This window comes from Kribbella sp. NPDC026611, assembly GCF_040638345.1.
Taxonomy (GTDB): domain Bacteria; phylum Actinomycetota; class Actinomycetes; order Propionibacteriales; family Kribbellaceae; genus Kribbella.
Window position 1 is genome coordinate 187,981 of the sequence record NZ_JBEZYC010000011.1, and the last position, 19,424, is coordinate 207,404.

Annotated in this window: 21 protein-coding genes; 16 read left to right on the forward strand and 5 right to left on the reverse strand. The window is 68.8% G+C overall.

The genetic code is table 11. The features are described 5' to 3' along the window. Positions 1-86 precede the first annotated feature (86 nt). On the forward strand, positions 87-791 hold the full coding sequence (locus tag AB0E69_RS35595) for a GNAT family N-acetyltransferase (RefSeq protein ID WP_360156725.1): 705 nt from the start codon (positions 87-89) through the stop codon (positions 789-791). On the opposite strand, the gene AB0E69_RS35600 is transcribed toward AB0E69_RS35595, so the two are convergent. Next, positions 739-1,458: a mechanosensitive ion channel family protein gene (locus AB0E69_RS35600; protein WP_360156728.1), complete on the reverse strand. Its 720-nt coding sequence runs from the start codon at positions 1,456-1,458 to the stop codon at positions 739-741. The genes AB0E69_RS35595 and AB0E69_RS35600 overlap by 53 nt on opposite strands. 99 nt (positions 1,459-1,557) lie before the next feature. On the opposite strand from AB0E69_RS35600, the gene AB0E69_RS35605 reads away from it, so the two are divergent. The 7 genes from AB0E69_RS35605 (at position 1,558) to AB0E69_RS35635 (ending at position 7,346) form a co-directional block, all read left to right on the forward strand. Next, positions 1,558-2,568: a hypothetical protein gene (locus tag AB0E69_RS35605; RefSeq protein WP_360156731.1), complete on the forward strand. Its 1,011-nt coding sequence runs from the start codon at positions 1,558-1,560 to the stop codon at positions 2,566-2,568. A 53-nt stretch (positions 2,569-2,621) separates the two neighbouring features. Continuing rightward, on the forward strand, positions 2,622-4,739 hold the full coding sequence (gene malQ / locus AB0E69_RS35610) for a 4-alpha-glucanotransferase (protein ID WP_360156734.1): 2,118 nt from the start codon (positions 2,622-2,624) through the stop codon (positions 4,737-4,739). Positions 4,740-4,850: 111 nt separating this feature from the next. Continuing rightward, the gene (locus tag AB0E69_RS35615) at positions 4,851-5,453 is read left to right on the forward strand and encodes a lytic polysaccharide monooxygenase (RefSeq protein WP_360156737.1); all 603 of its coding nucleotides are present in this window, start codon (positions 4,851-4,853) and stop codon (positions 5,451-5,453) included. Positions 5,454-5,533: 80 nt separating this feature from the next. After that, positions 5,534-6,037 (forward strand): hypothetical protein, encoded by a 504-nt coding sequence (locus AB0E69_RS35620; RefSeq protein WP_360156740.1) that lies wholly within the window; start codon positions 5,534-5,536, stop codon positions 6,035-6,037. A 70-nt stretch (positions 6,038-6,107) separates the two neighbouring features. After that, positions 6,108-6,386 (forward strand): hypothetical protein, encoded by a 279-nt coding sequence (locus AB0E69_RS35625; protein WP_360156743.1) that lies wholly within the window; start codon positions 6,108-6,110, stop codon positions 6,384-6,386. After that, positions 6,373-6,774, forward strand: a complete 402-nt coding sequence (locus AB0E69_RS35630; RefSeq protein ID WP_360156746.1) for a DUF5130 family protein — start codon at positions 6,373-6,375, stop codon at positions 6,772-6,774. Before AB0E69_RS35625 ends, AB0E69_RS35630 begins: the two co-directional genes overlap by 14 nt. Continuing rightward, positions 6,771-7,346, forward strand: coding sequence for a GNAT family protein (locus AB0E69_RS35635; protein WP_360156749.1), 576 nt, complete (start codon positions 6,771-6,773; stop codon positions 7,344-7,346). The genes AB0E69_RS35630 and AB0E69_RS35635 overlap by 4 nt, the downstream gene beginning before the upstream one ends. A 19-nt stretch (positions 7,347-7,365) precedes the next feature. Here the strand turns inward: AB0E69_RS35635 and AB0E69_RS35640 are convergent, their stop codons facing one another. Then, a complete protein-coding gene (locus tag AB0E69_RS35640) occupies positions 7,366-8,103 on the reverse strand; it encodes a hypothetical protein (RefSeq protein WP_360156752.1) in 738 nt (245 codons plus the stop codon). A gap of 286 nt (positions 8,104-8,389) precedes the next feature. Here AB0E69_RS35640 and AB0E69_RS35645 point away from each other — a divergent pair, with 286 nt between their 5' ends. Next, the gene (locus AB0E69_RS35645) at positions 8,390-9,523 is read left to right on the forward strand and encodes a serine hydrolase domain-containing protein (protein ID WP_360156754.1); all 1,134 of its coding nucleotides are present in this window, start codon (positions 8,390-8,392) and stop codon (positions 9,521-9,523) included. A gap of 45 nt (positions 9,524-9,568) precedes the next feature. Then, on the forward strand, positions 9,569-10,561 hold the full coding sequence (locus AB0E69_RS35650) for an aldo/keto reductase (protein ID WP_360156757.1): 993 nt from the start codon (positions 9,569-9,571) through the stop codon (positions 10,559-10,561). Here AB0E69_RS35650 and AB0E69_RS35655 read toward each other — a convergent pair. After that, positions 10,558-11,088, reverse strand: a complete 531-nt coding sequence (locus AB0E69_RS35655) for a hypothetical protein (protein ID WP_360156760.1) — start codon at positions 11,086-11,088, stop codon at positions 10,558-10,560. The two genes, AB0E69_RS35650 and AB0E69_RS35655, sit on opposite strands and share 4 nt — an antisense overlap. A 78-nt stretch (positions 11,089-11,166) precedes the next feature. Continuing rightward, positions 11,167-13,740, reverse strand: a complete 2,574-nt coding sequence (gene pepN / locus AB0E69_RS35660; RefSeq protein ID WP_360156763.1) for an aminopeptidase N — start codon at positions 13,738-13,740, stop codon at positions 11,167-11,169. A 111-nt stretch (positions 13,741-13,851) separates the two neighbouring features. Between pepN and AB0E69_RS35665 the strand changes: the two genes are divergently transcribed. From AB0E69_RS35665 to AB0E69_RS35675, 3 genes are all read left to right on the forward strand, one after another. After that, on the forward strand, positions 13,852-14,448 hold the full coding sequence (locus AB0E69_RS35665) for a DsbA family protein (RefSeq protein WP_360156766.1): 597 nt from the start codon (positions 13,852-13,854) through the stop codon (positions 14,446-14,448). Between the two features lie 106 nt (positions 14,449-14,554). Then, the gene (locus tag AB0E69_RS35670) at positions 14,555-15,610 is read left to right on the forward strand and encodes a hypothetical protein (RefSeq protein ID WP_360156768.1); all 1,056 of its coding nucleotides are present in this window, start codon (positions 14,555-14,557) and stop codon (positions 15,608-15,610) included. A 10-nt stretch (positions 15,611-15,620) separates the two neighbouring features. Further along, positions 15,621-16,088, forward strand: coding sequence for a ribose-5-phosphate isomerase (locus AB0E69_RS35675; RefSeq protein ID WP_360156771.1), 468 nt, complete (start codon positions 15,621-15,623; stop codon positions 16,086-16,088). On the opposite strand, the gene AB0E69_RS35680 is transcribed toward AB0E69_RS35675, so the two are convergent. Further along, positions 16,052-16,252, reverse strand: a complete 201-nt coding sequence (locus AB0E69_RS35680; RefSeq protein ID WP_360156774.1) for a hypothetical protein — start codon at positions 16,250-16,252, stop codon at positions 16,052-16,054. The two genes, AB0E69_RS35675 and AB0E69_RS35680, sit on opposite strands and share 37 nt — an antisense overlap. 10 nt (positions 16,253-16,262) lie before the next feature. Here AB0E69_RS35680 and AB0E69_RS35685 point away from each other — a divergent pair, with 10 nt between their 5' ends. The 3 genes from AB0E69_RS35685 to AB0E69_RS35695 all read left to right on the forward strand — a co-directional run bounded on the left by AB0E69_RS35685 (position 16,263) and on the right by AB0E69_RS35695 (position 19,315). Next, positions 16,263-17,090: a DNA-formamidopyrimidine glycosylase family protein gene (locus tag AB0E69_RS35685; protein WP_360156777.1), complete on the forward strand. Its 828-nt coding sequence runs from the start codon at positions 16,263-16,265 to the stop codon at positions 17,088-17,090. A gap of 63 nt (positions 17,091-17,153) precedes the next feature. Then, the gene (locus AB0E69_RS35690; RefSeq protein ID WP_360156780.1) at positions 17,154-18,248 is read left to right on the forward strand and encodes a PP2C family protein-serine/threonine phosphatase; all 1,095 of its coding nucleotides are present in this window, start codon (positions 17,154-17,156) and stop codon (positions 18,246-18,248) included. A 113-nt stretch (positions 18,249-18,361) separates the two neighbouring features. Further along, positions 18,362-19,315, forward strand: a complete 954-nt coding sequence (locus AB0E69_RS35695; RefSeq protein WP_360156783.1) for a hypothetical protein — start codon at positions 18,362-18,364, stop codon at positions 19,313-19,315. Positions 19,316-19,424 lie beyond the last annotated feature (109 nt).

The following is a 19,424-nucleotide window of genomic DNA, read 5'->3' on the forward strand; positions in this document are numbered from 1 at the left end:
CTAACTGTTCTCCGACGATGATGGACCGGTTTCTCACACCACGTCAACAGCTCATTTCTGTCGGTGCTGCCGAGCAGACTCGGCGCATGCCTGACGACGCCGCCGACGCTGCCCTGCTCGACAACCAGCTCGCCTTCCTGGCCGCTCACCGAGGTGCGGTGCGGCGTTCGCGCGATGCGATCGAGGTGGTCGGGGACTCGCCGGACTTCTCGGTGTGGATCCCGCTCTCGACCGCCACCGAGTTGCCGGCCGACGCGCGGACGGTCCGTCTCGTGCCGTGGAGCGGCGACGGGTGGGAGGAGCGGTTGCTGCGCGCAGGCTTCGAGCCGACCCACGTCCTCGTGCACATGGAGGCGCCGGTCGAAGGAGCGGCGGACGAGCCGCTGGTCGCCGTGGCCTCGGACGCGGAGGCCGCGGACTTCGCGGAGGTGCAGGCGGCGGCGTTCCTGGATCCAGAAGAGGCCGACTACGACTGGTGGCGGAAGGAGTTCGTCGAGCGGGCCGTCCAGAACTACCGGGAGCAGGCGCTGTACCTGCTCCGGGTGGACGGCCATCCTGCCGCCACGACGCTGGTACTGCGGACCGGTCCGGTCACAGGCGTCTACGCGGTGGCGACGAAGCCGCAGTACCGCGGCCGCGGGCTGGCGACGCGCCTGCTCGGACAGGCGCGCCGCGACGCCGCGGGTGGGCGGCTGACGTTGCAGGTGGTGGAGGGGTCGGACGCCGAGCGGCTCTACCTCAGCCTTGGGTTTCGCTGTGCGTTTCGGTCACCGCATTTTCGTCGGCCTTAGCCTCTTCCTTCTCGGTGGCCGAGCCGACGCCGGACGGAGCCGGGCTGTCCGGGTCGCGGGTGGTCAAGTTGCCGACCCGCATCACCTCGCCGTTGCGGACGTACCAGGTGGTGCCGTCCTCGCCGCGCAGCGTGGTGATCCGCAGACCGACCGCGACCACCACGCCGGTCGCCTTCTCCATGTCGATCAGGTCGCCGACGCCGTACTGGTCCTCGAAGATCATGAACACGCCGGCCAGGAAGTCCTTCACCAGCGTCTGCGCGCCGAAGCCGAGGGCCACGCCGATGATGCTCGCGGACGCGATCACCGGGAGGATGTTGAAGCCGAGCTCGGCCAGCACCATCACCACCAGGACCGCGGTCAGCACGATCGTCACCACGCTGCTCAGCAGCGACGCGATCGTCTCCGCACGCTGCGCGCGGCGCTCGCTGGCCAGCGTGTTCTCGACGAATCCCTGGCCGATCTTCGACTTCGACAGCACCCCCGCCACGGTGCCGTTGCCGGTCCGGCGGGCGAACCGGCGGATCAGCTTGTGCAGCAGCCAGCGGAGCACGAAGAAGCCGATGATCAGCCCGGCGATCCGGGCCGGGACCACGATGATCTGGTCGGTCACCTCCAGCTTGCCGTCGTTACCCATCCGGAAGAACGTCGGAAAGGCCTCCGGCACCGAAAACAGGGGGTGACTGACTGAGGACAGAAGGTAGCTGGTCAGAATAGGCATCTCGCCGCCCGATCTTAGTAAGGCCGACAAGGGAGATGCGAACGCATGCCGAGCCGCCTGGATGACGAGCTGAAGAGGCTCGTGAGCGCGGGTGTCCTGCGCCAGTACCAGGCGGACTCGATCCGGGACGCCGCCGACGCCGAGATCGACGCCGCGCTGGCCGACCCCGGACGCCCGCATCCGCAGGCATCCCCGCCGCCGCCCGCGCCCGAGCCGGCCAAGCCGAAGCAGCCGCCGGTGGCGACGCACTCGAACGCGCTGGTCGAGGTCCTCGGGTACATCGGCGGCGCGCTGCTGCTCGGCGCTGTGGCTCTTCTCACCCTCGCCAACTGGGGTGAGATGGGTCGCGCCGAGCGGGTGACCACCGGGACGACCGCGGCGGTGATCCTGCTCGGGGCCGCCATCGTGCTCGCTCTGCTCGGCCGCAACACGCAGCTGAGCTCGGCGCTGGCGTCGCTGGGGTGCTGCGTGGCCGGGTTCGCGACGTACGTCGCCATCGAGGGGGAGACCGGGCGGGTCGTCGGGGTGGCGGTCGCGCTCGCGCTGGCCGGCGCGGGGGTGTGGTGGCTGGCCGGATCTTCGTTGCTCGTGGCAACGTTCGGGATCCTCGCCGTGGGCGTGCTGGTGATCACGGCCGACGTGCTCACGCCCGACCACGGCTCGGCGGCGAACAGCGCGGGGATCGCCGGGACCGGGTTCATCCTCGTCGCCTTCGCGCTCGCCATGCTGGGGCTGGTGCGGGACCAGGTGACGGCGTGGTCACTCGCCGGCGCAGCGATGTTCAGCTCGTCGATCTGCTGGCTGGTGCAGGAGCGCGGCGAGGTGATGGCGCTCGCGGTGGGTACGGCGGGTCCGGCCGCGTTGCTGGTCGCGTACGGGCGCAAGCGGCACTCGGCGTACGCCGTGGTCGGCTGCGCGATCCTGCTGGTCATCTGGCCCACCGCCCTCTACCAACTCACCGACAACCTGGCCGGCGTCGCCATCGGGCTCGTCGTCGCCAGTGCGGTGCTGCTGTTCGCAGTACTAACGCTCAGCCGTCGACGGTCTCCGGAGTAGACGCGGCGCGCGCCGTTACGCGGTTGTGCTGTTGATGCGGCAGACTCGCTGAGGTGACAGCTCCCACCCCGGCCCTTGTCGAGCTAGCGGTTGCCCATGGTGTGGCTACGGAGTACTGGGACTGGCGAGGCGAGCATGTGGTCGTCTCCAGTGAGGTCGTGTCCGACGTACTTGCCGCACTCGGTGTAGACGCGTCTACACCGGAGCAGGCGGCGTTGGCGCTCGCTGAGCATCAGCAGGCGCGCTGGCGACGTACCTTGCCGGCCACGGTCGTGATGCGCGAGGGCTGGACGCCGTGGTTCGCCGTACACCTGCCGCATGGGTCTTCTGCGGAGGTGTGGGTCGACCTCGAGGACGGCGGGCAGCGACGGGACGTGCCGCAGCAGGAGCACTGGGTCGAGCCGGAGTGGGTCGACGGGGTACAGGTTGGTGAGGCGACCTACCAGCTGCCGGGGGATCTTCCGCTGGGCTACCACCGGCTGTGTGCACGGATCGGCAGCAACCCGGAGATCTCGGTCAGCACCCTCATCGTCACGCCGCGCAAGCTGAAGCCGGAGAAGCTGCATCGGACCTGGGGCTGGGTGCTGCAGCTGTACTCCGTACGGTCGCGTCGGTCGTGGGGGATCGGTGACCTGCACGACCTGGCGGATCTGGCGGCGTGGTCGGCGCACGACCTCGGCGCCGGGTTCGTCCTGATCAACCCGCTGCACGCGGCAGAGCTGGCGGGGCGGATGGAGCCGTCACCGTACCTGCCCGCGTCGCGGCGGTTCGGCAATCCGATCTACCTGCGGGTCGAGGACATCGACGAGTACGGCGACCTTGCGCCGGCAGAGCGGGACCGGGTGCGGGCGCTGTCGCTGCAGACGCGGGCGCTGAGCGAGGACCCGACCGGGATCGACCGGGACACTGTGTGGGCGGCCAAGCGCGAGGCGCTGCAGATGCTGTACGGCGTCCGGCCGTCGGTGGGGCGGATCGCGGAGTACGGCGCGTACTGCGACCGGGAGGGTCAGGGGCTGATCGACTTCGCCACCTGGGCGGCGATCGCGGACGTGCACGGACCGGAGTGGAGCAAGTGGCCGGAGGACCTGCGGGACCCGGCGTCCACGGCGGTCGTTGCCTTCCGCAACGAGAATCCCGACGCGGTGGAGTTCCACTGCTGGTTGCAGTGGCAGCTGGACGAGCAGCTGGCGCGGACGCAGGCTCGGGCGAAGGCGGCCGGCATGTCGCTGGGCGTCGTCCACGATCTGGCGGTTGGTGTGCACCCGGACGGTGCGGACTCGTGGGCGTTGCAGAACGTGCTGGCGGCGAACATCCATGTCGGTGCGCCGCCGGACGCGTTCAACCAGCAGGGGCAGGACTGGTCGCAGCCGCCGTGGCGGCCCGACGCGCTGGCCGACACGGGGTACGCCGCGTGGCGGGACCTCGTCCGGGCCGAGATGAGGCATGGCGGCGGGCTGCGGATCGATCACATCCTCGGGATGTTCCGGCTGTGGTGGGTGACGTCGCCGGAGCGGCCGACCGAGGGTACGTACGTGCGGTACGACCACGAGGCGCTGATCGGGATCCTGGTGCTGGAGGCTGCGCGGGCTGATGTCACGGTCATCGGCGAGGACCTGGGGACCGTGGAGCCGTGGGTGCGGGACTACCTCACTGAGCGCGGGATCCTGGGGACGTCGGTGCTGTGGTTCGAGCGCGACGCGGCTGGTGCGCCGCTGGCACCTGAGCGATGGCGTGAGCTCTGCCTGGCCACAGTCACCACCCACGACCTGCCGCCCACTGCCGGCTACCTGGCCGGCGACCACGTCGAGCTCCGCAACCGTCTGGGCCTGCTGACGCGCCCTGTGGCTGAGGAGCTGGCCGTGGACGAGGCCGAACGCGACTCCTGGCTCAACGCCCTCCGCGAACGCCACCTGCTCAGCAACACCGACGGGGACGTGGAACGCATCGTGGAGGCCCTCCACCAGTACGTCGCCCACACGCCCGCGAAGCTGGTCGGCGTAGCCCTGACCGACGCGGTAGGCGAACGCCGTACCCAGAACCAGCCCGGCACCACGGACGAGTACCCGAACTGGCGCATCCCCCTGGGCGACTCCCAAGCCGACCCGATCCTCTTGGAAGACCTCCCCAACAACCACCGCCTCCGCCGGCTCATCGGAGCCCTCAACCTCTAGCTTTCCGTATTCGTCTGGCTACCACCTGTTGACAATAGATTTGAACGGTTGTTTTCTATTGGTATCTAGGCGCCTTCGCTGTCCACCGCCCCAACAGTTGAAGGAGTCCGCATGCTGCGGAATCGGAAACTCGGCATGGCCGGGATTGCCGTCGGTGCGTTTGCTCTGACGGTGTGTACGTCGGTCCCACTCGCCTACGGGCACGGGTACACGACCGCGCCCGTCAGCCGCGCGAAGAACTGCCAGAACGGCACGGTCACCAACTGTGGCCCGATCCAGTGGGAGCCGCAGAGTGTGGAAGGTCCCAAGGGGTTCCCGCAGGCCGGGCCCGCGGACGGGAAGCTCTGCTCGGCCGGGCTGCAGCAGTTCGCGCAGCTCGACGACCAGCGCGGCGGCACCGGCTGGCCGGCGACCACGTTGCAACCAGGGCAGGGATTCACGTTCACCTGGCACCTGACTGCGGCGCACTCGACGACCGACTTCAAGTACTACCTCACCAAGCAGGGCTGGGACCGGACGAAGCCGCTGACCCGGGCCGCGCTCGACCTCAACCCGTTCCTGACCGTGAAGCTGAACGGCGCCCGTCCGCCGACGGACGTCGCCCACCCGGGCACCATCCCCACCGGCCGGACCGGACGGCACCTGATCCTTGCGGTCTGGACCATTAATGACACAGCGAACGCCTTCTATCAGTGTTCGGATGTTAATTTCTGATTCAACCTGACGTTTCGCCAATAACTTTCCTGGGAAGTGCACTCCTTGAGATAACCGCCCCATATTTCAAGGAGTGCCCCATGAAGTCTCTCCTCCGTCGCGTCGTCGTTCCCGTGGTCGCCGTCCTGGTCGGCCTGCTGCCCGGTGTGGTGGCCATCGAGCAGGCGTCCGCGCTGACCAAGCTGACGCAGTCCCAGGCGGCCTCGATCCTCTCCGCCGCCGGCATCACCTGGTCGTCCAGCGGCAACTGCACGAACCGCAACAACTCCACCTGCACGTCGTTCGACCAGATCAACGACAGCACCGTGTACGGCGTCCGCACGCTGAAGCAGGCGAGCGGCTGCGCCATCAACATCACCGGCGGCACCGAGACCGGCCACGCCAGCGGCACCTACAGCCACTGGAACGGCTACAAGGTCGACATCTCGAAGTACACGTGTGTCGGCAACTACATCCACAACACCTTCACCCGGATCGCCGACCGCGGCGACGGGTACCCGCAGTGGCGGTCCGGCGCCGGCAACATCTACGCCGACGAGGGCAGCCACTGGGACATCACCTACTACAACTGCGGCGGCTGCTGAGCCGGCGCGACGGCCGCTCCAGCCTGAGGTGCTGGAGCGGCCGGGCAGGCGGGGTACTAGGCTTCGGCACGTGATTGCTGAAGTGTCCGGCCACACCCTGCTGGTGTTCGTCGGCATCCCTGTCCTGGTTGTCGCGGTGGTGGCGTTGCTGGTGTTCGCATCGTCGATCGCGCACGGGCCGCGGTACCGGCCCGGGCTGTCCTGGTGGGCGCCGCCGGTCTGGATCAACGGACCGACCGCGACGAAGCCCGACCCGGCGAGCCTGCCCGAGCTGCCGGGCGCGCCCGGTACCCCCGCGACCGCCACCGGCGTCGCCCGTACGACCGGAGGCGCAAGTGCCAGCTGGTGACGCATTCAGCCCCGACCAGCTCTACGACATCGAGCGCGCGGTCCGGCATGCCGAGGAGATCTCCGGCCTGCACTTCTCCGTGTACGTCGGTGGCGCGGACGAGGAGACCCGTCCGTTCGCGATCGAGCTGCTGAACGAGCTGGACGACCCGGACCGCACCGTCCTGGTGTACGTGGATCCGGCCGGCCGCCGGCTCGAGATCGTCACGGGCCCGCTGGCCCGGCGGCAGCTGAGCGACACGTCGGCCGGCCTGGCTGCGCTGACCATGCAGACGTCGTTCGCGACCGGTGACCTGACCGGCGGTCTGGTGACCGGCGTACAGCAGCTGGGTTCGCACGCGGTCCAGGCGCCGCTGCTGCACGCGTACGACGAGCCCCACAAGCTGTGACACCTGCCCTGCAGCCGCACCGCATCGACCTGGGCGACGTCGTACTCCGTCCGTTCGAGCAGTCGGACGAGGCTGCGGTGGCCGAGGCGCTGCGGGACCCGGACATCCTCCGCTGGACCGCGGGTACTGCGGTGATCCGCACGCCCGCGGCCAAGCGCGCTGCGCGGTGGCTGTCTCCACGCGTCGACGCCTGGGCCCGCGGTAACGCGATCTTCGCGATCGCGGACGCGGGCACCGACGAGGTGGTCGGCAACGTGGCGCTCCGGGACGTGCACCGCGTCCCGGACCAGGCGGTGGCCGCCTATTGGGTCAGCCCGGTCGCGCGCGGCCGTGGGCTGGGTGCGCGCGCACTGGACGCGGCCGCCCGCTGGGGCTTCGCGGCCGACGGTCTAGGGCTGCACCGCATCTCGCTGGACCACTCACTGATCAACGAGGGCTCGTGTCGCGTCGCCGGCCGAGCCGGCTTCCAACTCGAGGGCGTCATGCGTGACTACTACGTCGAGCCGAGTGGAGAGCGCCACGACTCCCACCTGCACGCCCGGCTCGCCACCGACGCCGTCAGCGCGCTTTAGCCGCCCTTTTAGCCGCCCGTCAGCCGCCTGCGCGGACCGCTGGCTCGTACGTTGGGCAGGCCGGGTTGCTGTAGAGCCGCTGGGTCCGCGTATCGGAGCACTGGTTGAGCACCTGCTTCGAGGTCGTCCCAGGTCCGAGGTAGACGAACCAGGTGTTGGTGACCGGCTCCCACGAGCTGTTCACCATCCCCGGGTACTGCCCGTTCACCAGCATCGCCTTGGCCGGGATACCGCCCTTGCTGAGCTTGGTCGCGGTGTCCCTCGCGGCCTTCTCCGCGTCCCCGACGTCGGCCGTGTACTTCTCCAGGACGACGATCCACTGCCCGGGCCTGAACTTCGGCGACACCGGGCCGGTGTCGACCGGCGGCGTACTCACCTGAGGCTTGGTGGCCCGCGGAGCGCTCTTCGCCGAGGCGGGCGGGTTGCGGTCCGCCTTGGTGGTGTTCGGCTCGCTGCTGGACGCGGGCGCGGCCGGTCCGGCGGCGCCGACATCCGCTCCGGAGCCGAGTCGCAGGCCGTCAGCGGGCGGGTCCTGGGACGAGCCGCGGGTGAGGATGAAGGCGAAGATCGCGACCATCGCGGCAGCCGCGACGATCGCTGCGCCGATGGCGCTGTGCGACCGCTGTGCCTTCCGCGCCGAGCGCTGCTCGGAGCGTGGTGCCGGACGTTGCGCGGGCGTTGCGGCCGGTCGGCCGGGGCTCTTCTGTTGTCTCCGGGCAGCCCGGGCGGGCGGCCTCCGGTGATCGACAGGGGTCACAGCACGGGTCCCTCCCCAGACAACCCAAAGCAAACCTGGATGGCTATTTCGCGTCAGCTTAAACCGAAGAGCCCAACAAATGAGACTCTCTCAGGTGGCGAGAATCTCTTTGTGACCACGGAATCGCACACCGCGCACGCCTCCTCACCGTCCGCCGACGAACAATCGTTTGACCTTTACCGGTAGCGTTCGCGCTACCACTGTCCGGGTGCGGGGGCGATGGCCGGAAAGTTTCCAGGCTGAAAACCTCCAGGTATCTGTTTGACCGACCCGGAGGAATTTCCCGATGAAACGACTGCCGTTCTTCCTGGTGCTGGCCGTGACGCTCGCGGCCGCCGCCGTGCCCGCGACCGCGACCGGCCGGTCCGAGTTGCAACGCGACGCAGACGCGATCCGGCAGACCGGAACCACCGGTGTGATCGCCCGCGAGACCACGCCGAAGCGCTCGACCACGGTCGTCAGCGGCGTCGGCGAACTCGGCGGTGGCGAGCCCCGGCCGGACGGTCATTTCCGCATTGGCAGCACCAACAAGATCCTGGTGTCGACCGTGGTCCTGCAACTGGTCGCCGAGCACCGGATGGCCCTCGACGACCCGGTCGGGAAATGGCTGCCCGAGCTCTTCGAAGGAACCGGGTACGACGCCCGCCGGATCACCGTGCGCCGATTGCTGAACCACACGGCCGGCATCTACGACGGCGACTTCCCGTACATCGAGAACGCCGAGCAGTACTACGAACGCCGGTACACCGTCCATACCGAAGCGGAAATCGTCCGCACCGGCCTCAGCCACCCGCCGGAATTCGCGCCGGGGGAGCGCTGGAGCTACTCGAACACCGGCTACGACCTGATCGGCCTGATCATCAAAGCCGTGACTGGCCGGACCTGGTACGACGAGGTCGACCGCCGGATCGTCCGCCCGCTGCACCTGCACGACACGTACTTCCCCCAGACCGACCCAAGGATCGCCGCCCCGCACGCCCATGGCTACACGCGCTTCACCGCCGGCACTTACACCGACACCACGGAGCTGATCGACGCGGACGCGTCCGGTGGCTACATCTCCACCGCCAAGGAGCTGGACGCCGTCGTACGGGCGATCTTCGACGGCCGCCTGCTGAAGCCGGCGCAGCTGCACGAGCTGACGCGGACCGTCGAGACCGGCGGCGTCGCCGACGAGTTCTGGACCAACGCCCGCTACGGCCTGGGAGTCTTCTCCCGCGACCTGTCCTGCGGTGGGACGGTGTGGATTCCCAGCGGCGACCAGATCGGCTACAAGACCCGGACCGGGGTCAGTCCGGACGGTCGTCGGAGCGTGGTGATCTCGCTGTCGGCGCAACTGGACGACTCGCCGGCTGCCGCGATCACCCAGGAGAAGGCGGCCGTCCGGCTGATCGACCACGCGCTCTGCAAGAAGCCTTGACCTCGACCTTGACCTAGAGAAGGCTCTAGCTGGTTCGCTCCTGGTATGCGTTATCTGACTATCGGAAGTGACCCGGCCCGGCAGCGGCGGGTCAGCCAGATCGCCCTCGGCGCCATGCTGATGGGGACCCAGACCGACGAGGAGACGTCGTTCGCGATCCTCGACCGGTACGCCGAAGCGGGCGGGAACTTCATCGACACCGCCAACAACTACGCGTTCTGGATCAACGGCACCCAGGGCGGTGAGAGCGAGCAGCTGCTCGGGCGCTGGCTCAGCAGCCGTGGCGACAGTAACGAGCTCACCATCGCCACCAAGGTCGGTGGCCGGCCCCCACAGCCGGCCAAGGTCCTCAGCGAGAAGCTGGAGGGCCTGTCGCCACAGGTCATCAAGGAGTCGCTGGCTCGCAGCCTGCAGAACCTCGGCCGCGACCACGTCGACGTGTACTACGCGCACGTACCGGATCCCGCCACGCCGTTGGAGGAGCAGGTCGAGGCGTTCGGGTCGCATGCGGCCGAAGGCACGATCGGTCTGGTCGGGCTGAGCAACTTCTGGGCCTGGGAGATCGAGCGGGCTCGGAAGCTGGCCGCAGCCGCCGGACTGCCCGGCTGTGAGGTGTTGCAGCACCACCACACGTACTTCCGCGGGCGAACCGACCAGGGTGGTCTCCGCTCAAAGGACGGATCGATCGGCGTCACCAGTGGCGAGCTGCTCAGCTACCTGCGCACCGAGCCGGGCCTGACGCTGGTGGCGTACTCACCGCTGCTGAGCGGCAGCTATGTGCGTGCAGACAAGCCGCTGAGCGAGCTGTTCGACCACGCCGGCACCCGGAAGCGGCAAGCCGCGCTGGACGAGGTCGTCAAGGAGACCGGTGCCACGGCGAACCAGGTGGTGCTCTCGTGGCTGATGGGCGGCGCCGTACCGATCATCCCGTTGGTCGGTGCGTCCTCGGTGGCTCAGATCGACGAGACGCTCGCCTCGGTCGACCTCGAGCTCACTGCGGACCAGCGCCAGCGCTTGGACGACGCCGGGGGCAACTAGGTGCCGGAGGGGATCCCGTCGTAGTTCGGCTGCGGGCGGGTGTCCAGTGCGTCGTCCAGCCAGGCGTCGACGTCGACGCTGCCACTGAGGATGTGGCTCACGTACGACGTGCGCTCGTGGCTGAGCACCTCTTGCTCCCACACGCAGGTCCCGGCTCCGATCGGAGCCGGGCGGAGGTCATCGACGTCGAGGCCGCTGAAGATGCTCAGCCGTGACTGGAAGTCCCGTGACCAGCTCTGCACGACCAGGTAGATGCCGTCGTCGCCGAGGTGCAGTACGACGACAGCCAGGCCGACAGCGCCCATCGCGTCGTCGAAGTCGAGCTGCCGGCCCGCAGTACCTTGCACGGTCTCGACCATCTGGTCGTCCCACTGCCGTCCGCGGGCGGTGATGATGTACGGCTTCACCAGGCGGTGCGGGTAGCGCCAGGGCATCAGGGGAGTGATCGGGCGGGGTCGGTAGGCCTCTGCGAGTCCGGTCAGCGCAACAGCTGCCGCACCGGCCAAGGCGGGGTCGGAGGCGGGCACCGGTCCAGTCTTACCGCACTCCGTGCTCTGTCGCGACACTGCCCGGTCTCTGGTGAGACCGGGCAGTGTCCACGGGTGTCAGGCGACGATGTCGCTGGCCTGCGCTGCGATGGCGCGGGTCAGGTCGGCCTGTGCCTCGGTGACGTACCGCAGCGTCGGCGCGTCGACCTGCGCGGACTCCGCGTCCAGCCAGCCTGTCAGGGCGTCCAGCGAGGACTGCTCGGCGAGGTTGCGCGGCGACAGGTAGACCAGGACGTTCTCGCCCATCGACGAGCCGAGGCGCGTGTACACGTCCTTGGCCGCGCTCAGGTACTTCTCGACGTACGGGCGCAGGAGGTCCTCCTGGCCCGGCTGCTGGAAGCCGAGGATGGTCCGGAACTGCGTCTCGTTCGGGGTGTCCTCGGACTCGACCGCGATCCGCCAGGCTTCTTCCTTCGCCTCGGCGGTCGGCCGCGCGGCGCGCGCCTGGGCGGCCCGCTCCTGGCCGGTCATCGTGGTGTCGCGGGTGAGCTCGTCGTCGATCTCGTCCGCACCGATGCGACCCAGTCGGGCCAGCGCCACGATCAACGTCCACCGCAGGTCGGTGTCGACGACCAGGCCTTCCGGCAGGTCCCTTCCGTCCAGCCAGGCAGCGAGCCGGTCCGCACCGGCTTCCGAGAACACGCCTGTGCTGTAGGCCCGCACGTAGGCGAGCTGGTGGTCGCTGCTCGGCTCAGCGTCGGCGACCAGACCGGCCAGTGCCTCTTCGAACTCGGCCCGCAGCCCAGCCCGGTTCTGGGGCGCGGCGTACAGGTTGATCGCACTGCTCGCCTGGGCGAGCAGCGAGCGGACGCCGGTCAGGTCGGTCTCGGCGCGGATGCCCCGCAGCACGATGCCGACGTACTGGCTGGCCGGCATCTCCGCGTCGCGGGTCATGTCCCAGGCGGAGCCCCAGGCGAGTGCCCTGGGCAACGACTCGGTCAGCTGGTCGATCGACTCGACCAGCGTCGCCCGGGAGCGCTCGTCCAGCCGGATCTTCGCGTAGGTGAGGTCGTCGTCGTTCAGCAGGACCAGGTCCGGCTGCGACGCACCGGTGAGCTCGGGCAGGTCCGTCCGCGGCCCGTCGATGTCCACCTCGAAGCGCTCGGTCCGGACCAGGCCCTCGGGGGTACGGCGGTACAGGCCGACCGCGAGGCGGTGCGGCCGCAGTACCGGGAACTTGTCGGTCGCGGTCTGCTCGATCGCGAACGAGGTGAACGCCCCCTGGTCGTCGACGGCGAAGTCGGCCCGCAGCGTGTTCACACCGGCAGTCCGCAGCCAGCGCTCGGTCCAGTCGTCCAGGTCCCGCCCGGACGCCTTCTCCAGCGGCTTCAGCAGGTCGGTCAGCTCGGTGTTGCCGAACGCGTGGTCGGCGAAGTACTCCTTCAGCGCGGTGATGAAGGTGTCCTCACCGACGAACGCCACCAGCTGCCGAAGCGTCGAGGCGCCCTTGGCGTAGGTGATGCCGTCGAAGTTCACCTCGACCGCGTGCAGATCGACCATGTCGGCGGCGATCGGGTGCGTCGAGGGCAGCTGGTCCTGCCGGTACGCCCAGTTCTTCCGGGCGTTGCAGAACGTCGTCCACGCGTCGGCGTACTTCGTCGTCGCGACCACCTGGGCCCAGTGGCTGGCCCACTCGGCGAACGACTCGTTCAGCCACAGGTCGTCCCACCACGTCATCGTGACCAGGTCGCCGAACCACATGTGCGCGAGCTCGTGCAGCACGGTGTTGGCACGGGCTTCCAGCTCCGCGTGGGTGGTCCGGCTGCGGAACAGGAGGTCGTCCCGGAGCGTCACGCAGCCTGCGTTCTCCATCGCGCCCATGTTGTACTCAGGCACGAAGGCCTGGTCGTACTTGTGGAACGGGTACGGCGTGCCGAAGGCATTCTCGAACAGCGCGAAGCCCTGCTTGGTCACCTCGAACAGGTCGTCGACGTCGAGCGCGTCCTTCAGCGACGGACGGCACAGCAGCGACAGCGGGTAGGACCCGTGCGGACCGTCGTACACGTCGCTGACCACGTGGTACGGACCGGCGACCACTGCGGTGATGTACGTCGAGATGCGCTCGGTCGCCGGGAACTCCCAGTGGGCCAGCTCCTCGCCGTGCTCGCCCTTGTACGGCGTGGGTTCCGGCGTCGGAGCGTTCGAGATGACGACCCAGCGGGCCGGTGCGGAGACGGTGAAGGTGAACGGCGCCTTGAGGTTCGGCTGCTCGAAGGTGGTGAACACCCGGCGGGCGTCCGGCACCTCGAACTGGGTGTAGAGGTAGGTCTCCTTGTCGGCCGGGTCGACCGAGCGGTGCAGCCCTTCACCGGTACGCGAGTACAGGCAGTCGGCGACCACGGTCAGCACGTTCTCCGCGGCCAGATCATCCAGCTGGATCCGGGCGCCGTCGTAGACCGTGTCCGGGTCCAGGGCGACACCGTTCAGGGTGACGGTGCGGACCTTCTCCGCGATCAGGTCGGCGAACGTACCCGCACCGGCCTCGGCCGCGAAGGTGATCGTCGTCACCGACGGGAAGGTCGGAGCGCCGCTGGGCGCGTTGGTCAGGTCGAGCTCGATCGCGTAACTCACGTCGCTGACCACGCCGGCACGGGTACGCGCCTCGTCGCGCGTGAGGTTGGTTCCAGGCATGTCGGCATCCTATGCACCTGGCTGTGGGCTTTGCTGAGGGTTTCCCCCCGATCTTGGGTATCAGATATCAGACCGGTATCTCAGATCTTTCAATTTTGTATGATGAGGAATATGACTGCCTCCGCTGATTTCTGGTTCGACCCGGCCTGCCCCTGGGCCTGGATGACGTCTCGCTGGATGCTCGAGGTCGAGCAGGTGCGCGACGTGACGACGACCTGGCACGTGATGAGCCTCGCCGTCCTGAACGAGGACCGCGACGAGCACGACGCCAACTGGCAGCGCAAGCTCGGCCGGGTGCGCGTACTGATCGCGGCCGAGCAGGCGCACGGCAACGAGGTCCTGCTCCCGCTCTACACCGCCCTCGGCCGGCGGATCCACACCGAGGGCCGCGGCGGCGAGGACGACGCCGTACTGGCCGAAGCGCTGGCCGAGGTCGGCCTGCCGGACTCGCTGCTCGAGGCCGCGGACACCGACAAGTTCGACGACGCGCTGCGCAAGTCGCACCACGCCGGCATGGACCTGGTGGGCATGGAGGTCGGGACCCCGGTGATCTCGGTCGAAGGATCCGCGTTCTTCGGCCCGGTGGTCACGCCGGCCCCGAAGGGTGAGGCCGCCGGCAAGCTCTGGGACGGCGTCCGGCTGGTCGCCGCGACCGACGGCTTTTTCGAGCTGAAGCGGACCCGCGACCGGGGTCCGGTCTTCGACTGAAACGGACGTTTGATCTTTCGGTCTGTCGTTCAGGGCTTGAACTGAGCACGCCCGGCCGGTGAAGGTTGCTCACTGAGGAATTCGTCAAGTGGTGAGTAGGTTACAGATGACAGTACGTGATGAACTGCCTGCGGTCGGTGCCGACTTCGCCGAATTTGTTGGTGTGCCCCCCGGTGTGACGGCCGGTATCGCCGTCTTCGACCGCTCCACCGGGCAGTTCGTCCAGCAACTGAATGCCGATCATCAGTTCCGCTCGGCCTCGGTGGTGAAGCTCCTGATCGTGCTGGACGTGCTCTGGCAGCTCGGACCGGAGTACGACGTGCCGGCCGCGGACCGGGCCCGGCTCGAGGTCATGCTGCGCAGCAGCGACGACGATGCGGCCAGCTACTACTGGGACGAGTGCGGTGGCGCGGCGATCGTGGAGCGGATGGTGAAGCGGCTCGGCCTCACCCACACGTCCGGGCCGCCCGCCACCCACCCGGGCTTCTGGGGGTACGTCGGGATCACGGCGGCCGACACCGTCCGCATCTACCGCTACATCCTCGACCGGGCGCCCGTGCGGGTCCGGAGCTACGTGATGGGCCTCCTGCACCAGCCGACCCGGTACGGCACCGACGGCTTCGACCAGTACTTCGGGATCCCGTCCGTCTTCGATCCTGAGTTCAGCATCAAGCAGGGCTGGTCCGGCTTCCTCGGCTCGAGCGGCTACCGCTCGGACCGCGCGAAGCCGGACTCCCTGCTCGACCTGGTCAGCGACGCACTGCACACCACCGGGACGGTCGGGGTGGACGACCGGACCATCGTCTCGGTGTTCACGCTGCACCCGAGCGGGACGAAGTACGGCAAGGCCTACACGGACGTGACCCGGCTGACCCGGGCGCTGACGGTGCCGGGGGCGGTCCGGACTGCTGGGAGTTGGGTGGTGACCACTGGCGAGGGTGTGCGCGTGCGGACCGCACCGAACACGTCCTGCGGGATCCTCGGGCACCTGCCCTCCGGCGTGGAGGTCCTGGTCAGCGCGCAGACGCAGGGCGAGCTGATCGACGTACCGCCGCGGTCGAGCGACTGGTGGTCGTACCTGCCGAAGTACGGCGGCTACGTGACCAACGTGTACGTCGGATCGGGTGCACCCAAGCTGCCGGGCGTACCGGTGCGCCAGTAGATTGCAGGCCATGCGAGTGCACATCGGCTCCGACCACGCCGGGTTCGAACTGAAGAACCACCTGGTCCAGCACCTGACTGCTGCCGGCCACGACGTCCAGGACCACGGCCCGGCCGTGTACGACGCCGTCGACGACTACCCGCCGTACTGCCTGCGGACCGCGCAGGCGGTGGTCGACGACCCGGGCAGCCTGGGCATCGTGATCGGTGGCTCGGGCAACGGCGAGCAGATCGCCGCGAACAAGGTGAAGGGGGTCCGGGCCGTGCTGGCCTGGAGCACCGAGACCGCACAGCTCGGCCGCGAGCACAACAACGCCAACGTGATCAGCGTCGGAGGGCGGATGCACACCGAGGAGGAGGCGACCGGGTTCGTGGACACGTTCCTGGCCACCGACTACTCCGGCGAGGACCGACACACCCGCCGGATCGACATGCTGTCGGCCTACGAAGCGACCGGCGAACTGCCGCCGCTGCCCTGAGCGTCCTGGTCGTCTTCGGCCGGCTCCGGTGGCAGCACCGGGCGTCGCTGGACCGGCCGGCGCGGCCGGGAGACGTCCCGGGCGCGCATCGACCGACCGGTGCCGACCACCGCCGGCGTGGCCGGAGCGGTCCGGGCACCCTTGGAACCACCTGTCGTCCCCATATGAGGAATCATGCCTGAAGGCCACACCCTGCACCGACTGGCGAACGACGTCTGGGACGCGTTCGGCGGCCGTCCGGTCCGGGCGTCCAGCCCGCAGGCCCGCTTCGTCGAGGGCGCCGCGCTGCTCGACGGGCACGTGCTGCGGCAGACCGAGGCCCACGGCAAGCACTTCCTCGCCGACTTCGAAGGGGCCGGCTGGCTGCACATCCACCTCGGCCTGATCGGCAAGATGGACATCCGGCCGGCGCCGGTCCCCGAGCCGGTCGGACAGGTCCGGCTGCGGCTGCAGAACGCCACGTCGTACGCCGACCTCCGCGGCGCGACCGTGTGCGAGGTGATCACCGGCGAGGAGCGGGACAAGCTGCTCGGCCGTCTCGGTCCGGACCCGCTGCGCGACGACGCCGACCCGGAGCTGGCATGGAAGCGGATCCACCGCAGCAAGCTGCCGATCGGGCAGCTGCTGATGAACCAGGAGGTGCTCAGCGGGGTCGGCAACGTGTACCGGGCCGAGGTGCTGTTCCGGGCCAAGCTGAACCCGATGACACCGGGCAACGTGGTCAAGAAGCGCGAGTGGGCAGGGATGTGGACCGACCTGCTCGAGCTGATGAAGTACGGCGTCGAGACCGGCCGGATCGACACCGTTGCCGACGACCACACTCCCGAGGCGATGGGCCGGGACCCGCGCAAGGACGACCATGGTGGCGAGGTCTACGTCTACCGACGGCAGGGGCAGCGGTGCTTTGTCTGCAACTCGGTGATCCGGACCCAGATCTTGGCCGGACGCAACTTGTTCTGGTGCCCGAAGTGTCAACGCACCGGACTCACCCGCAAGAGCTGAGTGTCATCAGTTGGGTTACGAAGTGATGCGCGGACCGAGTGGTGCCGTTATGTTCTTCACACCATGAGATGGAGCGGCGGTCTGACGCTGGTACGACGCATCGGCCGCCGGGTCGAGGCGCTGGCGCGCCGTGCCCGCCGCTCGCACCGACTGGCGTTCTTCGCGCTGGCTGTGATGTCGCTGGTGTGCGCCGTACTCAGCATGCTCCTGCGGACCTACGTGCCCGCGTCGCTGCTGCTCGTCCCGCTGCTGCTGGGTGGACTGCTGCTGCGCTTCCGCGAGCTCGTCGCCCTGACCGTCATCACCGTTAGCGCCGGTTCGTACGTCGTGCTGTCGCGACCCGGGCCGGTGCCGCGGACCGGCTTCGTGCTGGTCATGGTGATCGTCGGCTGGATCGTGCTGACCAGTGCGAAGGTGCGCAGCCGGCTCGGCGTACCAGGCACTCGTGGTGAGTCGATGCTGATGGAGCTGCGGGACACACTGACCGCTCAGGGCGAGCTGCCGCCGCTGCCGGGTGGCTGGCGGGCCGAGGTGGCCATCCAGTCTGCTGGTGGGTCTTCGTTCTCCGGTGACTTCGTGGTGTCGACAGTGCGCGACCACGTGCTCGAGGTCGCGCTGGTCGATGTCTCGGGCAAGGGAATCGACGCGGGGACACGGGCCCTGCTGCTGTCCGGCGCGTTCGGCGGACTGCTGGGCGTCGTACCGGCGGAGGCGTTCCTGTGGTCCGCGAACCGGTACCTGCGTCGGCAGGACTGGGACGACGACTTCGCCACGGTGGTACATGTCGCGGTCGACCTCCGGACCGGCGAATTTGACGTACGGACCGCCGGCCACCCTCCGGCGATCCAGTTCGACGCTTGGTCCGGGCGGTGGCAGACGCGGGACGCTGAGGGGCCGTTGCTCGGGCTGGTCGAGGCGCCGGAGTTCAAGGTGAACAGCGGGGTGCTGAAGCCGGGGGACGCGCTGTTCCTGTACAGCGACGGGATGGTGGAGACGCCGCGGCGGGACATCGGCCGGGGTACGGACCGGCTGACGGGACACGCCGAACGGCTGGTGGCGCACGGGTTCCAGGGCGGCGCGGCCGAGCTGGTGGCGACCGCGGGCGGGCCGGGGGACGACTCGGCGATCGTGATCATCCACCGCATGGCGCATGCCTGAGGCAACGAGTCTCTCGTTGTCAGTCGTCAGTTGTTGACTTGGGCAACGAAATGGTCATACTGCAGATGAGGTGTCCGCCCGGACTGTGACGTATGCCAGACAGGGGATCAGGGATGGTCATCAAGGGGGTTCGCGCTCACCTGGCTGCCGGAGCTGTTGCGGCCGGAGCGCTCACGGTACTGGTTGGATCGGCGGCACTGCTGGTGCGGCCGTCGTCGCCGGGGATGGTCGACGCCGCGATGCAGGCGCCGGGCAACAACGGCACGATCAAGGTCGAAGGTGTGGACCTCGGGAGCGGACCGCCCGACAACAACCCGCACCAGGGCTGCTCCTTCACGGTGGAGTTCTACAACTACGAGCAGGGGCAGTTCAACGCGCAGGTCATCTTCGAGGACCAGGCGCCGACGGCGAACGCCGGCCTGCAGGTGGTGTCCGGCAACCTGAATCCCTTCATCGGTGGGGATCCAGCCGGTGGTGGCAACGACCTGGACGCCAAAGAGGTGTACACGCTGAAGTTCAGCGGACAGCCTCAGCCGCAGCAGGGCTACCACGTCAAGCTCACCGTCCACGCGCCGCACTCGCAGGGCGCCGACGTGAAGCACAAGGTCTTCTGGGTCGAGGGCTGCAACGCCCCACCACCCACCACGCCGCCGACGACACCGCCTACAACACCTCCGACGACGCCACCTACGACGCCGCCGACGACACCACCCACCACGCCGCCGCCGACGCCACCTACGACACCACCTACGACACCTCCGTCGACGCCACCTACGACGCCGCCGCCTCCACCGACCACAGCGGAGACGACACCGCCGCCGAGCACGCCGGCCACGTCGACACCGGTGAGTACGCCGACGACGCACCACACCACGCGACCGCCGACGGGGGCGGTACCGACAGCGATTGACGCCGGACTGGCCGGCAACGCGCAGACCAGAGCAACGGCCGCATCCACATCCAACGACTCGACGGAAGCAGGGGGCATCCTGATGACCCTCGGCGGCATGCTCCTGGTCGGCGGCGCGATCGCCAGCCTTCGCCGCCACGGCCGCCACACTCGGTGACGACCTTGCCACCAGCAACAACCCGGCCGGGCGCCGGCGGTTCTCCGGAACCGTCGGCGCCCCGGCGCGTTGTCCACAGGCGCCTGTGGACAAGGGTCCGGACCTGTGC

Coding starts and splice junctions, on each gene's coding strand:
- AB0E69_RS35595 (WP_360156725.1), top strand. CDS start 87: ATGCCTGACGACGCCGCCGACGCTGCCCTGCTCGACAACCAGCTCGCC.
- AB0E69_RS35605 (WP_360156731.1), top strand. CDS start 1,558: ATGCCGAGCCGCCTGGATGACGAGCTGAAGAGGCTCGTGAGCGCGGGT.
- AB0E69_RS35615 (WP_360156737.1), top strand. CDS start 4,851: ATGCTGCGGAATCGGAAACTCGGCATGGCCGGGATTGCCGTCGGTGCG.
- AB0E69_RS35620 (WP_360156740.1), top strand. CDS start 5,534: ATGAAGTCTCTCCTCCGTCGCGTCGTCGTTCCCGTGGTCGCCGTCCTG.
- AB0E69_RS35645 (WP_360156754.1), top strand. CDS start 8,390: ATGAAACGACTGCCGTTCTTCCTGGTGCTGGCCGTGACGCTCGCGGCC.
- AB0E69_RS35650 (WP_360156757.1), top strand. CDS start 9,569: ATGCGTTATCTGACTATCGGAAGTGACCCGGCCCGGCAGCGGCGGGTC.
- pepN (WP_360156763.1), bottom strand. CDS start 13,740: ATGCCTGGAACCAACCTCACGCGCGACGAGGCGCGTACCCGTGCCGGC.
- AB0E69_RS35665 (WP_360156766.1), top strand. CDS start 13,852: ATGACTGCCTCCGCTGATTTCTGGTTCGACCCGGCCTGCCCCTGGGCC.
- AB0E69_RS35670 (WP_360156768.1), top strand. CDS start 14,555: ATGACAGTACGTGATGAACTGCCTGCGGTCGGTGCCGACTTCGCCGAA.
- AB0E69_RS35675 (WP_360156771.1), top strand. CDS start 15,621: ATGCGAGTGCACATCGGCTCCGACCACGCCGGGTTCGAACTGAAGAAC.
- AB0E69_RS35680 (WP_360156774.1), bottom strand. CDS start 16,252: ATGGGGACGACAGGTGGTTCCAAGGGTGCCCGGACCGCTCCGGCCACG.
- AB0E69_RS35685 (WP_360156777.1), top strand. CDS start 16,263: ATGCCTGAAGGCCACACCCTGCACCGACTGGCGAACGACGTCTGGGAC.
- AB0E69_RS35690 (WP_360156780.1), top strand. CDS start 17,154: ATGAGATGGAGCGGCGGTCTGACGCTGGTACGACGCATCGGCCGCCGG.
- AB0E69_RS35695 (WP_360156783.1), top strand. CDS start 18,362: ATGGTCATCAAGGGGGTTCGCGCTCACCTGGCTGCCGGAGCTGTTGCG.